General features: G+C 59.9%; 14 protein-coding genes. 4 read left to right on the top strand and 10 right to left on the bottom strand.

The genetic code is table 11. The features are described from left to right. The 4 genes from E0486_RS18935 to E0486_RS13630 form a co-directional block, all read right to left on the bottom strand. Positions 1 to 374, bottom strand: a 374-nt coding sequence (locus E0486_RS18935; protein ID WP_165917165.1) for a DDE-type integrase/transposase/recombinase, incomplete at its 3' end; no start/stop codon positions are given. 128 nt (positions 375 to 502) lie between these two features. Then, entirely contained in the window at positions 503 to 688 is a 186-nt protein-coding gene (locus E0486_RS18930) for a hypothetical protein (RefSeq protein WP_165917166.1), read from the bottom strand. 331 nt (positions 689 to 1,019) lie between these two features. Further along, positions 1,020 to 2,195: a molecular chaperone DnaJ gene (gene dnaJ / locus E0486_RS13635; RefSeq protein ID WP_131852734.1), complete on the bottom strand. Its 1,176-nt coding sequence runs from the start codon at positions 2,193 to 2,195 to the stop codon at positions 1,020 to 1,022. Positions 2,196 to 2,292: 97 nt separating this feature from the next. Further along, a complete protein-coding gene (locus E0486_RS13630; protein ID WP_131852733.1) occupies positions 2,293 to 2,865 on the bottom strand; it encodes a nucleotide exchange factor GrpE in 573 nt (190 codons plus the stop codon). Positions 2,866 to 3,027: 162 nt separating this feature from the next. Here E0486_RS13630 and E0486_RS13625 point away from each other — a divergent pair, with 162 nt between their 5' ends. Continuing rightward, complete coding sequence (locus E0486_RS13625; protein ID WP_131852732.1) at positions 3,028 to 4,206, top strand: class I SAM-dependent rRNA methyltransferase; 1,179 nt, start codon at positions 3,028 to 3,030, stop codon at positions 4,204 to 4,206. Between the two features lie 135 nt (positions 4,207 to 4,341). On the opposite strand, the gene E0486_RS13620 is transcribed toward E0486_RS13625, so the two are convergent. From E0486_RS13620 to E0486_RS13595, 6 genes are all read right to left on the bottom strand, one after another. Then, entirely contained in the window at positions 4,342 to 4,584 is a 243-nt protein-coding gene (locus tag E0486_RS13620; protein WP_131852731.1) for a T9SS type A sorting domain-containing protein, read from the bottom strand. 177 nt (positions 4,585 to 4,761) lie between these two features. Next, entirely contained in the window at positions 4,762 to 5,244 is a 483-nt protein-coding gene (locus E0486_RS13615) for a peroxiredoxin (RefSeq protein ID WP_131852730.1), read from the bottom strand. A 91-nt stretch (positions 5,245 to 5,335) separates the two neighbouring features. Then, on the bottom strand, positions 5,336 to 6,349 hold the full coding sequence (locus E0486_RS13610; protein ID WP_131852729.1) for a PorP/SprF family type IX secretion system membrane protein: 1,014 nt from the start codon (positions 6,347 to 6,349) through the stop codon (positions 5,336 to 5,338). A 38-nt stretch (positions 6,350 to 6,387) separates the two neighbouring features. Beyond that, the gene (locus E0486_RS13605; protein WP_131852728.1) at positions 6,388 to 10,728 is read right to left on the bottom strand and encodes a PKD domain-containing protein; all 4,341 of its coding nucleotides are present in this window, start codon (positions 10,726 to 10,728) and stop codon (positions 6,388 to 6,390) included. Between the two features lie 90 nt (positions 10,729 to 10,818). Continuing rightward, the gene (locus tag E0486_RS13600) at positions 10,819 to 11,235 is read right to left on the bottom strand and encodes a hypothetical protein (RefSeq protein ID WP_131852727.1); all 417 of its coding nucleotides are present in this window, start codon (positions 11,233 to 11,235) and stop codon (positions 10,819 to 10,821) included. 20 nt (positions 11,236 to 11,255) lie between these two features. After that, a complete protein-coding gene (locus E0486_RS13595; protein ID WP_131852726.1) occupies positions 11,256 to 12,737 on the bottom strand; it encodes a carboxypeptidase M32 in 1,482 nt (493 codons plus the stop codon). A gap of 790 nt (positions 12,738 to 13,527) precedes the next feature. Between E0486_RS13595 and E0486_RS13590 the strand changes: the two genes are divergently transcribed. The 3 genes from E0486_RS13590 to E0486_RS19095 all read left to right on the top strand — a co-directional run bounded on the left by E0486_RS13590 (position 13,528) and on the right by E0486_RS19095 (position 14,969). Continuing rightward, entirely contained in the window at positions 13,528 to 14,076 is a 549-nt protein-coding gene (locus tag E0486_RS13590; RefSeq protein ID WP_131852725.1) for a hypothetical protein, read from the top strand. Next, positions 14,060 to 14,227, top strand: a complete 168-nt coding sequence (locus E0486_RS18925; protein WP_165917332.1) for a hypothetical protein — start codon at positions 14,060 to 14,062, stop codon at positions 14,225 to 14,227. Before E0486_RS13590 ends, E0486_RS18925 begins: the two co-directional genes overlap by 17 nt. A gap of 109 nt (positions 14,228 to 14,336) precedes the next feature. Then, positions 14,337 to 14,969 carry a hypothetical protein gene (locus E0486_RS19095; protein WP_207906257.1) on the top strand — a complete coding sequence of 211 codons (633 nt, stop codon included), beginning with the start codon at positions 14,337 to 14,339 and terminating at the stop codon, positions 14,967 to 14,969. Positions 14,970 to 14,972 lie beyond the last annotated feature (3 nt).

Below are 14,972 nucleotides of genomic sequence, written 5' to 3'. Positions count from 1 at the left end.
TTCAAGGCCGTTTTCAGGGCACAGGCAACACCTTCTGTTGCCAGGCTATCGGATACGAAGTGCCCTACAATCTTGCGCGAGTAGGCGTCGGTGATCAGCGACAGGTAGGCGGTATTTTCCTTGGTTGTGACGTAAGTGATGTCGGCCACCCAGAGTTGTTCCGGACGCGTCAGCTCCAGGCCTTCGGTGCGGTTGGGATGCTTGCGCAACCAGTGTTTGGAGTTTGTCGTTTTCGTATAGCACTTACGCGGTTGCACCAACAGGTGCTCGCCCCGCAGGTAGTCGAACAGGGCGTCGCGCCCCAGCTTCAAGCCCCGGGTCTTTAGTTCGGGGGCAAGCAGGTAATGAAGCTTGCGGGTACCAAGACGGGGCATGAGCTGTCGCTTTTCCTGCACCAGGTGGCGTACAGGCGCCAGCCGAAGGGCGCGCACTTCATTGCGGCTGCGCTGCTGGTAAAAGGCTTGCCGTGAGATGCCAAGCAGCCTGCAGGCGCGGCTCAGGCTCAGCCGTCCTTGCGTTTGGAGGGTTTGGGCAGCTTGGCGCGCAACTTTTTTGGCAACACGATTCCGAACTGCTTTTCCGCTACCTCGATGGTGGTTTCCAGCAGCAGGTTCTTGTCGCGCTCCCATTGAAGTGCAGCTTCCAGTTCTTTGATGCGCTGCTCCGGGGTCTTTTCTGCTTTTTCCATACGCGAACGGGTTTTCCACTGTAAGGTACCCAGTTTGCGTAGCCAGACCAACACCGTTGTCTTGCCTTGAATTCCGTAATGACGCTGGGCCTGCAGGTAGGTAAACTCCCCTTTCTCGATCTGGGCAACTACCTGCAATTTGAAGGATAGTGTATAATCCTTCTGACTCTTCCGTTTCCTTGACTGTCCTGATGTTGACATACATAAGTCTCAGATGTGTCAACTTATTTTAGGACGGGGCAGATTTAATAGAAAAAGGATCGCAATGCGATCCTTTTTCTATTTGTATTTATCGACAACCTATCAGACATCAAACATCCGAGATCAGGCATCAGGAAAACATTTCCCGCATTTTGTCGAAGAACGACTTGGAGCCTTTCTCGGGCTGCGGTTTGAAGTTGGACGAAGCCTGGAGCTTTTCGAGCGCTGCTTTTTCCTCGGAGCTTACGTGCTGCGGGGTCCAGATATTGACCTGCACGAGCTGGTCGCCTTTTTCGTAGGAATTGACCGCGGGGAAGCCTTTGCCTTTGAGGCGGAAGACCTTGCCGCTTTGCGTGCCCGGGGGGATCTTGATCTTGGCGCGCCCGTCGATGGTGGGCACTTCCACGGAGGTGCCGAACACCGCGTCGGGGAAGGAGAGGTGCAGCTCGTAGGCTACGTTGAGGCCCTCGCGCACGAGCTCCTTGTGCGGTTCTTCCTCGATGAGGATCACGAGGTCGCCGGCAGGGCCGCCGCGCTCGCCCGCGTTGCCGCGGCCGCTGATGTTGAGCTGCATGCCTTCCTGCACACCGGCCGGAATGTCGATCGTTACGGTCTCTTCACCATACACCCGGCCTTCGCCCTTGCAGTGGGTGCATTTGGACGTTACCACGGAGCCTTCGCCGTTGCAGGTGGGGCAGGTGGTCACGGTCTGCATCTGGCCGAGGAAGGTGCTGGTGACCTTGCGTACCTGGCCGGAGCCGCCGCAGGTGCCGCAGGTTTGCACGGAGCCTTTGTCTTTAGCGCCGGAGCCGCTGCACACGTTGCACGGCACGTATTTCTTGACCTTGATGTTCTTGGTGACGCCCTTGGCGATCTCCTCGTAGGTCAGCTTCAGCTTGATGCGCAGGTTGGAGCCGCGGGTGCCGCGGGCGCGCCGCTGGCCGCCACCGCCGCCCCGCTGACCGCCCTGGCCCCCGAAGAAGGAGCCGAAGATGTCATCGCCGAAGATGTCGCCAAACTGGCTGAAGATGTCGTCCATGTTGGGGCCGCCGCCGTAGCCGCCGCGGCCGGCCGCACCGGCAACGCCGGCATGTCCGAAGCGGTCGTATTGCTGCCGCTTGTCGCCGTCGGAAAGAACCTCGTAGGCCTCGGCGGCCTCCTTGAACTTTTCCTCCGCGGCTTTGTCGCCGGGGTTGCGGTCGGGGTGGAACTGCATGGCGACCTTGCGGTAAGCCTTTTTTATCTCGTCCGCCGCGGCCCCTTTGGCCACGCCCAGCACTTCGTAGTAATCTCTTTTATTAGACATAATGTGGTTGCTTGTTTGGGGTCAATGGTGAATGGTCAAGGGTGAATACCCATCCGGCCAGCCATTTTCCGCTTGTCATCCTGAGCTTGCCGAAGGGTTATTTTCCCACAACGACCTTCGCGAAGCGGATGATCTTGTCGTTGAGCGTATAGCCCTTCGTTATTTCGTCGACCACCTTGCCCTTGTGCGCGTCGCCGGCGGGGATCTCGGTGATGGCTTCGTGGAAGTCGGCGTTAAAATCCTGGCCCTTGGCGTCCATCGGCTTCAGCCCGCGGCCCGCGAGGGTGTTGCGGAGCTTGGTGAACACGAGGCGAATGCCTTCCTTGATCTGGGCCACGTCTTCGGTCTTCTCGAGCTGCTGCTCGGCGCGCTCGGAATCGTCCAGTACGTCGAGCAGCGACGTGATCACGTCCTTGCCGGCGGTCTGAATGAGTTCGATCCGCTCCTTGGCCGTACGGCGCTTGAAGTTGTCGAATTCGGCGGCCAGGCGCAGGTACTGGTCATTTTTGGCGTCGAGCTGGCCTTTCAGCTTCTCGAGCTCGCTTTCCTCGGCCACCGGCTCGTTCAGGTGCTGGTCGCCGGGCGTATTGTCATCCACGTTAATATTGACAGGAACATCGGCTTCAGCCGGGTCATTTTGTCCGTTCAGGTTCTCTTTATTTTCATTCATAGCGCAACAAAATTGGGAGCAAAGGTAAGGGTCAAAGATGGAGCCAGTGGGGATTTAAGGACATTTTGTCGTAAGGCGTGACGCGTCAGGCGTGAGGTTGGCCGCCGCGAAAACCGCTCACGGCTCACGGTTCACGCCTCACGTTGCCTACCTTTGCCGGCTATGCCCCAAGTTCATCTCCGCCGGAAAATAGCGCCGCGCATCTTTAACGGACACCCCTGGATTTTTGCCAACGAAGTAGAGAAGGTGGAGGGCAGCCCCGAGCCCGGTGCCATCGTGGACGTGCTGTATGGCGATGGGAAGTTTTGCGGCAAGGGCTACTACAACGCGGCCTCGCAGATCATCGTGCGCCTGCTGACCCGCGAGGTGAAAGACACGATCGACGAAGCCTGGTTCAAACGTAAGATCGAGGCCTGCTGGAAGTACCGCCAGGCCATCGGCTATACCGAGAACTGCCGCCTCGTGTTCGGTGAGGCCGACGGCCTGCCGCAGTGCATCATCGACAAGTTCAACGACTATTTCGTTATCCAGACCCTCGCCCTCGGCATTGACCTGTGGAAGCCGGCTATCGTCAAGGCGCTGCAGGAAGTGTTTTCCCCCAAAGGCATCTACGAGCGCAACGACGTGCCCGTGCGGGAGCTCGAAGGACTGCCGCAGCACAAAAGATTCCTGTCGGAGCCCTTCGACACCAACATCATCATCAATGAAAACGGGCTGAAGTTCCGCGTCGACGTGGAGAACGGCCAGAAGACCGGCTACTTTCTCGACCAGCAGGACAACCGCCGTGCCATCGAGCACATCGTGAAAGGGCAGGACGTGCTGGGTGCCTTTACCTATACCGGTACCTTCGAGATCCACGCGGCGCACTACGGCGCCAAATCGGTGCTGGGTCTCGACATTTCGCAGGGCGCCGTAGATCAGGCGAACCGCAATGCCGCCCTCAACGGGCTGGAATCCATCGTCAAATTCGAGCAGGCCAACGCCTTCGACGTACTGAAGCAATGGGGCAAGGAAGGCAAGAAGTGGGACGTAGTGATGCTCGATCCGCCGGCCTTTACGAAGAGCCGCGCCAACATCCAGAAGGCGATTACGGGCTACAAGGAGATCAACCTGCGGGGGATGAAGCTGGTGAAGCCCGGCGGCTTCCTCGTGACCTCTTCCTGCACGAACCTGGTGCCCCCGGAGCTCTTCCTGGAGATCATCCAGCTGGCAGCCAAAGACGCGCGCCGACCCATCCGCCAGGTCACGTTCCAGACGCAGAGCCAGGATCACCCCATCGTGTTCGGAATGGAAAATACGCAGTACCTGAAGTTTTTGATCATCGAAGTCGGGGCCCCCTAACCCCCGAAGGGGGAAATGAAAAGCCCCGGTCTCGTAGCGATCGGGGCTTTTCTTATTAAGCTATTTATTAGTGTACATGTTTCAACACGGGGCAGATAGTATCTTGCTAAGTGCCCCCTTCGGGGGGTAGGGGGCTTATTTCGAAACCTGGAATTTGCCCGATTCGACGAGCTTGCCGTTCTTATCCCACAGCTGGTAGATGTATACGCCGCGGAGGTAATCGGTGAGGTTTACAGCGGTACGCTGCCCTACGTTGCCGGCTTCGAACACCTTGCGCCCCAGGAAGTTGAACACCTGTATGGTATAGCCGCGGTCGTAGCTACGGCTGAAGTCGAAGGTGATCTGCGTCGTTGCCGGGTTGGGGTAGAAGCGCAGCATGGTAACCGGATCGCCAGTGAACGATGCGCGCGTCTGCGCCTGCGTTCCGGCAGTCAGGGTAAGGATCAGTAAAGTAAAAAGTACAAGTCGCTTCAACGCTTTTTCTCCTTTTTTAGTGTGATGAAATTACCGACTAACTCCTAAAACGCAAAACTTTTGCCGGTTTTTGCTAAAGAATTAGGAAGAAGGCGTTCCAAGAGCGGCCAGCGCGGCCTTAATGGCGGTGAAATCCGGCTGTTCCCCGGCATTTTCCAACACCTCGGCGTAGCGGATCGTTCCGTCGCCGTCGATGAGGTAGGCGGCCCGCTTTGAAACTCCCTTCAATCCTAAGATGAACTCCTCGTAAAGGGCGTTGTACGCCGCCGAAACTTCTTTGTTAAAGTCGCTCAGCAGGGGGAAGTTCAGCCTTTCGTCCTGTTTGTAGCGGTTCAGGGTAAAAGGAAGGTCCACCGAAATGCCAAGCGGCTGTGCACCCAGTTCTTCGTAGCGGCCCAGTTCATCGCGCACGGAGCAAAGCTCGGCGGTGCAGACAGAAGTAAAGGCGGCGGGGAAAAACAACAGCAAAACGGGCCGCCACCGGAAGTTGGAGAGGGAAACCATGTTCCGGTCAGAATCGGGGAGCGAGAAGTCGGGAGCCTGATCGCCTGTTTTCAGCATCATGTTCGTTTCGGGTTACAACAGCAAAGGTCAGGATTGGTTCGCCCGGGGCCGCGCCAACCTTTAAAAATTTGCGGATCCTTTGTCTTGGCTGCTAGTATTTCGGACAGAAGATGACGCCCTTCATTTCCTCGCGCCGCTTGTTCTTCGCCGTATACGTAAGGCCCACCTCGAAGCCGCCCGCGCCGAGCGTGGAGGTCTTCAGCTTGGAGATGTTGACGTCGTAGCTGAAGGAAAACGAGAAGGGGTGATAGTCCACCTTGATGACGGGCACCACGGCGTCGTTCCAGCGGAGGAAGGCACCGCCGTGGAGGGTATAGCGCGGGTTGTCGAGCTCCGGGCCCATCTTGATGCCGTACAGTGCTCCGAGCACACTTTCTTGGTATTGGCCCTGCTTCGAAAAATCGCCTTGCAGGTTGAGGTAGCTCGCCTCGGTAACCGAAAAGCGGATGCCGCCGGAGATCACGATCTTTGGTTTGAGCTCCGCGGAGGCGTCCTGGTAAAAGGAGCGCTTCGGGCGGTTGAAGTGATGGTAGGCGACAGCGAGGAACAGGTTGTCGTCCGACTTCTCCCGCCATTGCGTGTTGAACGAAATGCCGGTGGCCATATCGAGATAGGTTGCTTTCGGTCCGGTGAAGGATTCACCGTCGCCCGCGCCGTTGTACCAGTCGCTCGTTTGCACCTTGTCGCGGTCGATGCGGGTCTGCACCACGCCGCCCATGAAGCCCACCGAGAGGTAGCGGTTCACCTCGGTGCTCAGCGATTTATGGTAGTTCACCGTAGGCAGCACGTGCGTGGTCTTCCACGACACGGTGCCCGCCTGGTCGTAGAGCACTTGTGCGCCGAGGGTGAGAAAGTCGTCGGCCTTGCCGATGGGCATCTTGTACTCGCCGCTCAGCGAGGTGGTGCGGTAGGCGTTGGTCACGCTGTTCCACTGGTCGCGGTAGAGCGCCTGCACGCGGATGTCGCCGGTGAAGATGCCCGCCAGGGCGGGGTTGCGCAGCAGCGGCGCCTGGAAGAACTGCGAGAAGTGCAGGTCCTGCGCTTGCAGGGTCCCGCCCAGCAGGCATACTGCCCAAGCGGTACACAATTTATGGAAGGTGTTCATCGTCGGTCGGATGTTTAGGTTATGTCGGGCGCGGCTCCTCAGCGGATAAGCGCCACGTTGCCTTCGAACTTGAGTACCTCGCTGTTCTCGCAGAAGACCTCAAGCTGGTATATATACACATCTGGTGCCGCTTTTTGCCCCTTGTACATGCCGTCCCAGCCGTAGGACGCGTTGTTCACGGGGAAGTCGCGCGATTCAAAAACCACTTCGCCCCAGCGGTTGAACACGCGCAGCGATTTCATCCGCGCGAGGCCATTTCCTTCCACGAAGAAGCGGTCGTTGTGACCGTCGCCGTTGGGCGAGAACGTGTTCGGTACAAACACGCGGGCGCCCTGGCAAAGCACCAGCACCTGCACGGATGCCGTATTTCTACAACCGTTGCTGTCGGTGGCGGTAACGGTATACAAGGTGTTGAAGCTCGGCGTGGCAACGGGTTGCGGACAGTTGGCGCAGCTCAGGGTCGTTGCCGGAGACCAGGAGTAGCCGGTCACGCCGGAAGTATACTGCGCATAAAGCACGGAGGGCACACCGACAAACTTCGTGATTTGAGCCGGGAGCGTCACCGTGGGCAGGCCATGCACCGTCAGCTGCTGGTGCAGGGTATCGCGGCAGCCGCTGCTGTTGACTACGGCGGCCATCACATCGAAGGTGCCGGTTGTGTCGTATTGCTGCACACCGGGATTTTGTTGATTACTGGTATTGCCGTTCGGGAAGATCCAGCTCCATTGCACGACCGACGTGTCGGTGACCAGGAACTGGCCGGCGTAGGGCACGCGCTCGTTGCGGCAGACGATGCTGTCGGCCACGATGGCTACACGCGGGGTGGCTGCCACTTTCACGGGGCCGATGATGGCCGTGTCGGTGCAGCCCGCCTGGGTGTTCACCACCAGCTGCACGTTATACTGGCCGGGGCTGTTATAGGTGTGCACCGGGTTGGGCACAGAGGCGGTGCCGCCGTCGCCGAAGGTCCACTGGTAGCTTGTGATCGGGTTATTGGCGGTGGTAGAGTCGGAGTTGGGATGGATGGTGCCGGCATCGCAGAAAAGCATCGAGTCGAGCTCGAACTTGGCGTGCGTGCCCAGCAAGCTGATAGTGCGCGTCCCTACGAGGGCAATGGTGCACTGCCCCGACAGCTCGCGCATGATGATGCGTGGGGTGAAGTCGCCGAAGTCGTAATAACGGTGCTGGATGGCATTGAGCGTCGTGTCTACCACGTTGCCGTCACCGAAGTCCCACACGAAGCGGGCGTTCATCGGGGCGAAGGCGCTGAAGTCCACGTTGAGCGGCGTACAGCCGTTAAGCGGGGAATAGTCGAGGCGCGCGTCGGCCTGGTCGTGCACCACCATGTTCTGCGTGGTTGAATCCTTGCAGCCGCCATAGGCCGTTATAACAAGCTTCACGGGGTAGGTGCCGGGGCGGGTATAGTAGGCGTAGGGATGCGTTTGGTTGGAAGTGCCGATGCCGGGACCGAAGCTCCATTCGCTCATGTAGTAGAAGTTGGACGTATTCTGGAACATCGCCTGGAAGGGCGTGCAATAGGTCACCAGGTTGTTGGCGATGAAGTCGGCCGTCGGTCGCTTGATATGCACGAACGTGTCGCGGTGCAGCGTGTCGCGGCAGCCGAGGAAGTCTTCCACCATCAGCGTTACGGAGTAATAACCGGTGTCGGCATAGCTGTGATAGGCGTTATAGTCGGTGGAGGTGCCGCCGTCGCCGAACTCCCAGAGCTGGGTGAAGGGCAGGTCGCTTTGCGTGAGGTTGGGGAAATACAGGTTGCTGCGCGGGCAGTACTCGCGCAGGGCTGTGAAGTCGGCTTTGAGGCTGGAAGTACGCACCAGCTGGCGCTTGATGACGCTGTCGGAGCAGCCGGCCGAATCGGTCACCACGAGCTTCACGTCGAAGTCTCCGGTGCTGTCGAACACGTGGGTGAAAGGCGGCGCCAAAAAGCTGTGGCGCACGCTGTCGCCGAATTCCCATACCCATTGGCGGATGCCGTTGCGGCCATCGGTGCTGGAGGAGTCCGTGAAGGTCACTTCCATGCCGCGGCAGCCGCGCGGGTTGATAGCGCCAAAGGCGGCTATGGGCCCGTTCACGCGCACGAGCCCCGTGTCGGTGATGGTATAGCGGCAGCCAAAGGAATCAATGGCGGTGAGGGTCACATTGAAGGTGCCGGGGCGGGTGTACAGGTGGGTGAGGTCTGCCCCGGAAGTATCCACCGGTGTGCCGTCGCCGAAGTTCCACTGGTACTTCCGGAAGATGCCCAGGTCGGCGCCTTCGGCACGCAGGTGCGCGCGGAAGGGGCGGCAGCCGATGCTGTCGATGCCGTTGATGCTCGGTTGCCGGTCGATGACCTGGATCGTTTTCGAAAGGGTGTAGGTGCAGCTGCCGTTGGTGGTGGTCAGCTTCACCGTGTAACTGCCGAAGCCAGGGAAGGTATGCGCCGGCGGGTTCTGGCCGTTAAAGGTCGTGCCGTCGCCGAAATCCCAGGTCCAGCCGGTAGCCGAAAGGGAGCGGTCGATGAAGGTATAGCGCAGCTGGCTGCTGCAGTCGGCGCGCCAGGTAAACCGCGATACGGACGGCAGGATGGTGATGTAGCGCAGCTTGATCAGCTCTTCGCGGCAGCCGTTGTTGATGGCGGTGAGCTGGATGTTGAAGCGGCCCGTATCGGCGAATACGTGAATGGGGTTGACATCGGTGGACGTGGTGCCGTCGCCGAAGTTCCAGAGGTAGTCCGTGGCGTTGGTGCTTTGGTTGGTGAAGGTCACGCCGGGGTCGGCGCAGGCCGTGGTGGGGTTGCCAATGAATTGAGGCACGGGGTGTGTGCCCACCTTCACGCCTTCACGCAGCGTGTCGGTCACCGTGCAGCCATCGCTGGTCGTGATGGTGAGCATGATGTCGTAGGTGCCCTGGTTGGTGTAAATATGTCCCGTCGAGTCGAGGTTGGAGGGCGCGGAGCCGTCGCCGAAATTCCAAAGCCAGGACGTGACCGTGCCGAAGGTTTGCACATTGGCTTTCATGCCTACCGTATCGGGTATGCAGCCGCCTTCGGGCAGTCCTACGTAGGAGATGATCGGCTTACGGATGTTGATCAGGTTGCTGCGCGTGAGCGTGTCGCTGCAGCCGCTGGTGTCGGTCGCGATGAGGGTCACCGAATAAGCGCCCAGCGCGTTATAGGTATGTGCCGGGTTGGCGTCCGTGGAGCTGCTGTTGTCGCCGAAGATCCACTGGTAGCTGGTGCTCAGCGAGGAGGTGTTGGTAAACTGCACGTTCAGCGGCGGCTGGCAGCGGCCGCTGTCGGACACCGTAAAGGAAGTTTGCGGTACAGTGCTCACGGTAAAGGTTTTCTCTACCGAGTCCACGCAGGTAGCGTACGTATTCACCAGGTGCACGGTGTAGGTGCCCGGCGCGGGGAAGGAAACGACGGCATTGGGCAGCGTATCGCGGGCGCCGGACGAAAAGGTCCATTGCGAGGCGATCGGCCGTGGGTTGCTGTTGTTCATGAACGTCACTGGCTGGCGAGGGCAGATGTGCGTGGGCACAGTCAAATCGGTGTTCACGCGGCCCACGACGATGTCGGAGGTGGCCGAATCGGAGCAGCCCAGCGAGCTGGTTGCCATCAGCACCACGTGGTAGGTGCCGTTGGTTTGAAAGGTATGGGAGGGCGAGCCGTCGCTCGTGGTGCCTCCGTCGCCGAAGGTCCAGTTGTAGGTGATGGTGCCGGGTCCGGTAGAGTTGTTGGTAAAGTTGACGGTAGCGGGGGCGCGGCAAACGCCGGGGTCGCTCCAGGTAAAGCGCGGTGTGACGCCGGGGTTGACGTTGATGTAATTCGGCATCGAAAAGAGCTTCTTGCAACCCGCGCTGTTGGTGATGCTGAGCGTGATCGTGTAGGAGCCGGCGCCGCGGAACACATGCGTCGGGTTGGGCCCCGTGGCCGTCTGCGCGTCGCCGAAGTCCCACTGCCAGTTGGTGATGCTGGATCCGGCGGGCGTTGTCGACTGGTCCTGGAAGGTCACTACCGTCGGCGAGCAGCCCGTCGTGCGGTCGGCGACAAAGTTTACCTGGGGTTCGTCCAGCACCGAGATATAGGCCGTTTTCGTCACCGAATTGCTTACCGCGCCGCCATTGCTGGTGACGGTAAGGGTGACGGTGTAGTTGCCGGTGGTGAAATAGGTGGCCGAAGGGTTCTGGAGCGTGGAGGTTGCGCCGTTGCCGAAGTCCCAGTGCCAGGCGGTGGCACCACCCGAAGAGCGGTCCTGGAAATTGACGACAATGGGCGAGCATCCCTGCCGGATATCAGAGATGAAATCGGCGGTGAGCTGGGCCCGCCCGCAAAGGGCGCCGGCCAGCAAAAGCAGCAGTAATACGATTCGTTGGTTCACTCAGACGGGTGTTTAGGTTGGACAGCCCCCGAAATGGGGAAATGGTGGCCGTACCCGGTCAGAGTGCAAAAACAGAGCCGTTTGTTAATATTATTGCTTATCCATATGCATGCGGCGGGTTTCGCCGTTCACGCTACGCTCTGCATCCACGGTCGTCTGCGTCGAATTGGTTACCGTCCAGGTGCCGTTGATGAGCGCCAGCGGGTCGGAGGAAGTGGGGAAATTGCCGGTCACCGTGCGCGCGGGAATGTCGTAGGTCCAGCCACCGCTCAACTGCATCGTGCCGTTGTAAAAAGCATCCACCGTGGAGTTGGCGTTGAACTGAAACAGGTAGTTATTGAACAGGGCCAACTGGTCGGTGCTGCCGGTGCTGAAGCTGCTGATCTTCCAGCGTCCGTTGGTGATGATCTCCACGGCAGCTTCCTCCTGCTTGTCTTCGATATATTTTTTGCAGCTACCGAGCGCCAGCAGGGCGGGCAGGAAGAGGAGGGCGGTTAAACGGGTCATAATGCGTGTTTGGGCGGTTTTCAGGTTAAGCCGTACTTCTGCCGTACGTAATCAATGAAGTACGCACTGCTCAACGATTGTGCCGTAATTCGCCGGCATAGCCCATCGCTGGTATAACGGCGGCCATGCTGGTGCACTTCGCGGCGCAGCCAGTCGAGCAGGCGTTCGGTGCGGCCTTGGCGCAGGTCATCTTCCAATCCGGGCAGCGCCGCCGCCGCGGCGGCGTAAAACTGGGCGGCGTAAAGGCTGCCTAGGCTGTAGGTCGGAAAGTAGCCGAAAGAGCCGTGGCTCCAGTGCACATCCTGCAGGGCACCGCTCTTGTCGTCGGGCGGGGTCACGCCGAGCCATTTGCGGTAGTTCTCCTTCCAATATCCCGGGACATCGGCCACCTGCAGGCTGCCGTCCAGGAGCGCTTTCTCGAGCGTATACCGAATGTACACATGAAAATGATAGGTCACCTCGTCGGCTTCCGTGCGGATCAGCGAGGGTTGCACTTTGTTGATGCCCCGGAAAAACCGCTCGCCGTCCACCGCGGCGAGCTGTCCAGGAAAATAGGTGCGGAGCTGCGGCAGCCAGTACTCCCAAAAGGCGGGGCTGCGGCCGACATTGTTTTCCCAGAGCCGTGATTGCGATTCATGGATCGACAGGGAAGCCGCCTCACCCAGCGGGAGGCCGTATTGCTCCGGCGGCAGGCCCTGCTCGTAGAGGGCATGACCGAGCTCGTGGATCGTGCTCCAGGTCATGTTGGCAAAATCCGCTTCGTCAATCCGCGTGGTAATGCGCACATCCTGCGGCGAGAAGCTGGTAGAGAACGGGTGCTCGCTGCGGTCCTGGCGGCCGGCCTCGCCGTCGAAGCCGAGGGCCCGCAGCAGGTGCAGGCCCCATTGCCATTGGGTGTCGGCGGGGTAGTGCTGGCGGAGAAAGGAATCGTCGGCGGCAGGCTGCGCCAGCAGTTCGTCGAGCAAGCCGCGCAGCTGCGGCAGCAGGGCGCCGAAGACGGCATCGAGCTGCGCGGTGGTGGCGCCTTTCTCGTATTCGTTAAGCAGCGCGTCGTAGGGGTGTGCCGTGTAGCCCAGCACGGAGGCTTCTTCTTTCTTGAGGGCCACCATCTCGGTGAGGGCGGGCGCGAAGAGGCGGAAGTCGTTGCGGCGGCGCGCCTCCATCCAGCTGTGAAAGGCATTGTTGCCGGCGTCGGAAAGCCTGCGCACGAGCGAGGCACTGTACTTCCTGGCCTTCTGGTAATCCTCGAGACTCAGTTCCACATTGCGGCGCTGTGCATCGTCAAGCGTGCCGGCGGCCAGCAGGCCGTCGAGCAGGGCGCCGATGCTGTCGCTGCAGAATTCCTCGTGGGCGATTTCCGAAAGGGTGCTCAACTGGCGGCCGCGGAAGTGCGCGCCCTTCGGCGGCAGGTAGGTTTCCTGGTCCCATTGCAGCACGGCGGAAGCGGCGCGGATGTCGGCGATCCGCTGCATCGTAGTCACGTAGTCGGAGTAGGAGGGCATAGGACAAATGTACTGGTTGGGACTTTGCCGCTACAATTTGTGCCGCCGCATACACTTGCATCGGATACGCCGTTGGCTGCGCGTCACAACTTTGAACGAATCAAAAAAAGTGAGGGCAATGCGGGGGCGCTTTCCCGTGGCAATCGCTTTATCGTCAGTGCCTTACGGGCGCCATTGCTACAGCTCGGCACGCATGTAGTATTTCTACGGGAAACCGGGCCCCAAGTTTGTGCTCTTTTCAGTGATGCCAACCGTGCCCCGCACCGCGGGGAAGACCTGACCAACGCAGCTTCCGGCCCCGGAAGTTTTCTCCTTACCCATGCACGCTCACTATTGCACCCCGGGCACTTCGCTACCGAGCCGATCGTTCCGATAGGTCGTGTGGTTGCGGTGCGCACCGCCTCGCGTATGATCCAATCCACCTGCCCCGGCAGGTTTTGCTAACCTAAAAACACAGCACTATGCCGTGGCTGCGCAGATGTGGTATTGTGCCTGGCCAAAAGGTGCCATCATTCAAATCAACTGCAATAAAATTATTTCGCTCCAGAGCAGCGCGGCCGCTTGTTGCCTGTTCGCCGACGGCATACGGACAAGCATCAACGGTAACCTTTGTTCACTCGTATTGTATCGCCTCCCCATTGGCCGTAACAGCGTCAATGGCCGGTTGTTGCAAACCGATTGAATGTTAGCATCGTTGACTGAAGCCGCCCTCGTCCGGGGGCGGCATTCTTATGGGCCCAAGGGCCGCAGGAGCTATGCACGAGTGCGCTAAAAGCGGTACCTTACCTCCATGGAACTGAGCTGTCCCGACTGCGGGCATTCCATCCCGCCGCAGCACATCAATGTGATCACCGACCTGGCGCAATGCCCCGCCTGCGGTGCGCTGCACCGGCTGAGCAGCCTGGCGCCTGCGCCCGGTGTGCCGGCGGCTGTGCGGCAGGAGCCGCCACCCGGCTCGGCACTGCAGCTGTCCCGCGGGCTTGATGGCGTAGAAGTGCACCTGCCTCGCCGCAGGGCCGGTTGCGGCACTTTCTTTTTCATGGGTTTCGCGCTGTTCTGGCTCTCGTTCGTGGCGGTGTGGACCGTTCTTGCGGCATCGGCGTCGGGCTTTTTCGCGCTCTTTTCGATTCTTTTCTGGTTGATCGGCGGTGGCCTGCTGCTGGCCGCGGTTAATTTCATGACCGAAAACGCAAACGGTACGGGTTACCCGCAGCCGGCTACTCATCGACAAAAAGCGGCTCCTGTTTTCGAAGCGCCATTCCTTCGAAGCCCGCGCCATCCAGGCGATCCGCCTCGAGGAGCTGCGCAGCAAGCCGCTTTCTTTGCCGCCACCGGGTAACGCACTGGCGCGCGCCGGCCGCTTCGGCCCGCTGTCGCTCGCGCCCGCCGTACTGAGCGGCAGCGGTACCGTCTATTTCTTCGAAAATGCCAACCGTGCCGAGCAGGAGTGGATCGTGGCCTTCCTGAAGGCGCAACTGGCCGAGGCCTGATCTCGGGATTCCCGGTGCCGCTAACCGTACTCGCTGAATGCGCTTTGGGCCGGGGCCTCGTCCTTTTTTCGCGTACCTTCCGGGCCGGAATCTTCCTGAACCATTACCTATGCATGCGATCAAGCTGACTGTATTATTCCTTGTGCTGGCGGGTGCTGCCCGGGCGCAACGGGCGCCGGCCGACAGCGGCGACATCCGCGACATGCCGCGCGTAACCTTCCTGAACCCCGGGCTGGGCTTTGAAAAGCGCGTGGGACGCCTGCAGTCGGTAGTGGCCGAAGCCTATGCCGGCCTCGGGCTGAACGGTAACTCCAATTCCAGCATCGTCGGGGCGCGCTACGACGTTTATTTCGAGCCGGGGGCTTCGATCCAATACCGGTATTACTACAACTACAAAGCCCGCAGCCGCGCCGGCAAGCGCACCGAAAACAACAACCTCAATTTCGTTGGGCCCCTTTATCAGGTGTTCTGGACGCGCAATTCGATGTATGCGCCGGTTGGCGAAAAGCAGGACGAAGTGCGTCCCGAACACGACCTTGGGTTTGTGTGGGGGCTGCAGCGCAACTACCCGAAGCGCTTCAGCCTCGAGCTGGCCGTCGGTGTCGGCTATGCCTTCCGCAAAGAAACCCGCTACCAGTATTCAAACACCTATCCCTATACCTACACGACCTGGACGGAGTCGGCCAACAGCTACACCATCGTGGGTCAGTTCAGCCTGGGTTTCTGGCTGGGTAAACGCTGACGC

This window comes from Flaviaesturariibacter aridisoli (genome assembly GCF_004343705.1).
GTDB lineage: Bacteria > Bacteroidota > Bacteroidia > Chitinophagales > Chitinophagaceae > Flavisolibacter > Flavisolibacter aridisoli.
This window is presented reverse-complemented; position numbering and strand designations above follow the sequence as displayed.

Bases quoted from the DNA above. Each gene is read 5' to 3' on its own strand.
- E0486_RS13590 (WP_131852725.1), top strand. From the start codon at position 13,528: ATGGAACTGAGCTGTCCCGACTGCGGGCATTCCATCCCGCCGCAGCAC.
- E0486_RS13615 (WP_131852730.1), bottom strand. From the start codon at position 5,244: ATGATGCTGAAAACAGGCGATCAGGCTCCCGACTTCTCGCTCCCCGAT.
- E0486_RS13595 (WP_131852726.1), bottom strand. From the start codon at position 12,737: ATGCCCTCCTACTCCGACTACGTGACTACGATGCAGCGGATCGCCGAC.
- dnaJ (WP_131852734.1), bottom strand. From the start codon at position 2,195: ATGTCTAATAAAAGAGATTACTACGAAGTGCTGGGCGTGGCCAAAGGG.
- E0486_RS13600 (WP_131852727.1), bottom strand. From the start codon at position 11,235: ATGACCCGTTTAACCGCCCTCCTCTTCCTGCCCGCCCTGCTGGCGCTC.
- E0486_RS19095 (WP_207906257.1), top strand. From the start codon at position 14,337: ATGCATGCGATCAAGCTGACTGTATTATTCCTTGTGCTGGCGGGTGCT.
- E0486_RS13630 (WP_131852733.1), bottom strand. From the start codon at position 2,865: ATGAATGAAAATAAAGAGAACCTGAACGGACAAAATGACCCGGCTGAA.
- E0486_RS13625 (WP_131852732.1), top strand. From the start codon at position 3,028: ATGCCCCAAGTTCATCTCCGCCGGAAAATAGCGCCGCGCATCTTTAAC.
- E0486_RS18930 (WP_165917166.1), bottom strand. From the start codon at position 688: ATGGAAAAAGCAGAAAAGACCCCGGAGCAGCGCATCAAAGAACTGGAA.
- E0486_RS13610 (WP_131852729.1), bottom strand. From the start codon at position 6,349: ATGAACACCTTCCATAAATTGTGTACCGCTTGGGCAGTATGCCTGCTG.
- E0486_RS13620 (WP_131852731.1), bottom strand. From the start codon at position 4,584: ATGCTGCGCTTCTACCCCAACCCGGCAACGACGCAGATCACCTTCGAC.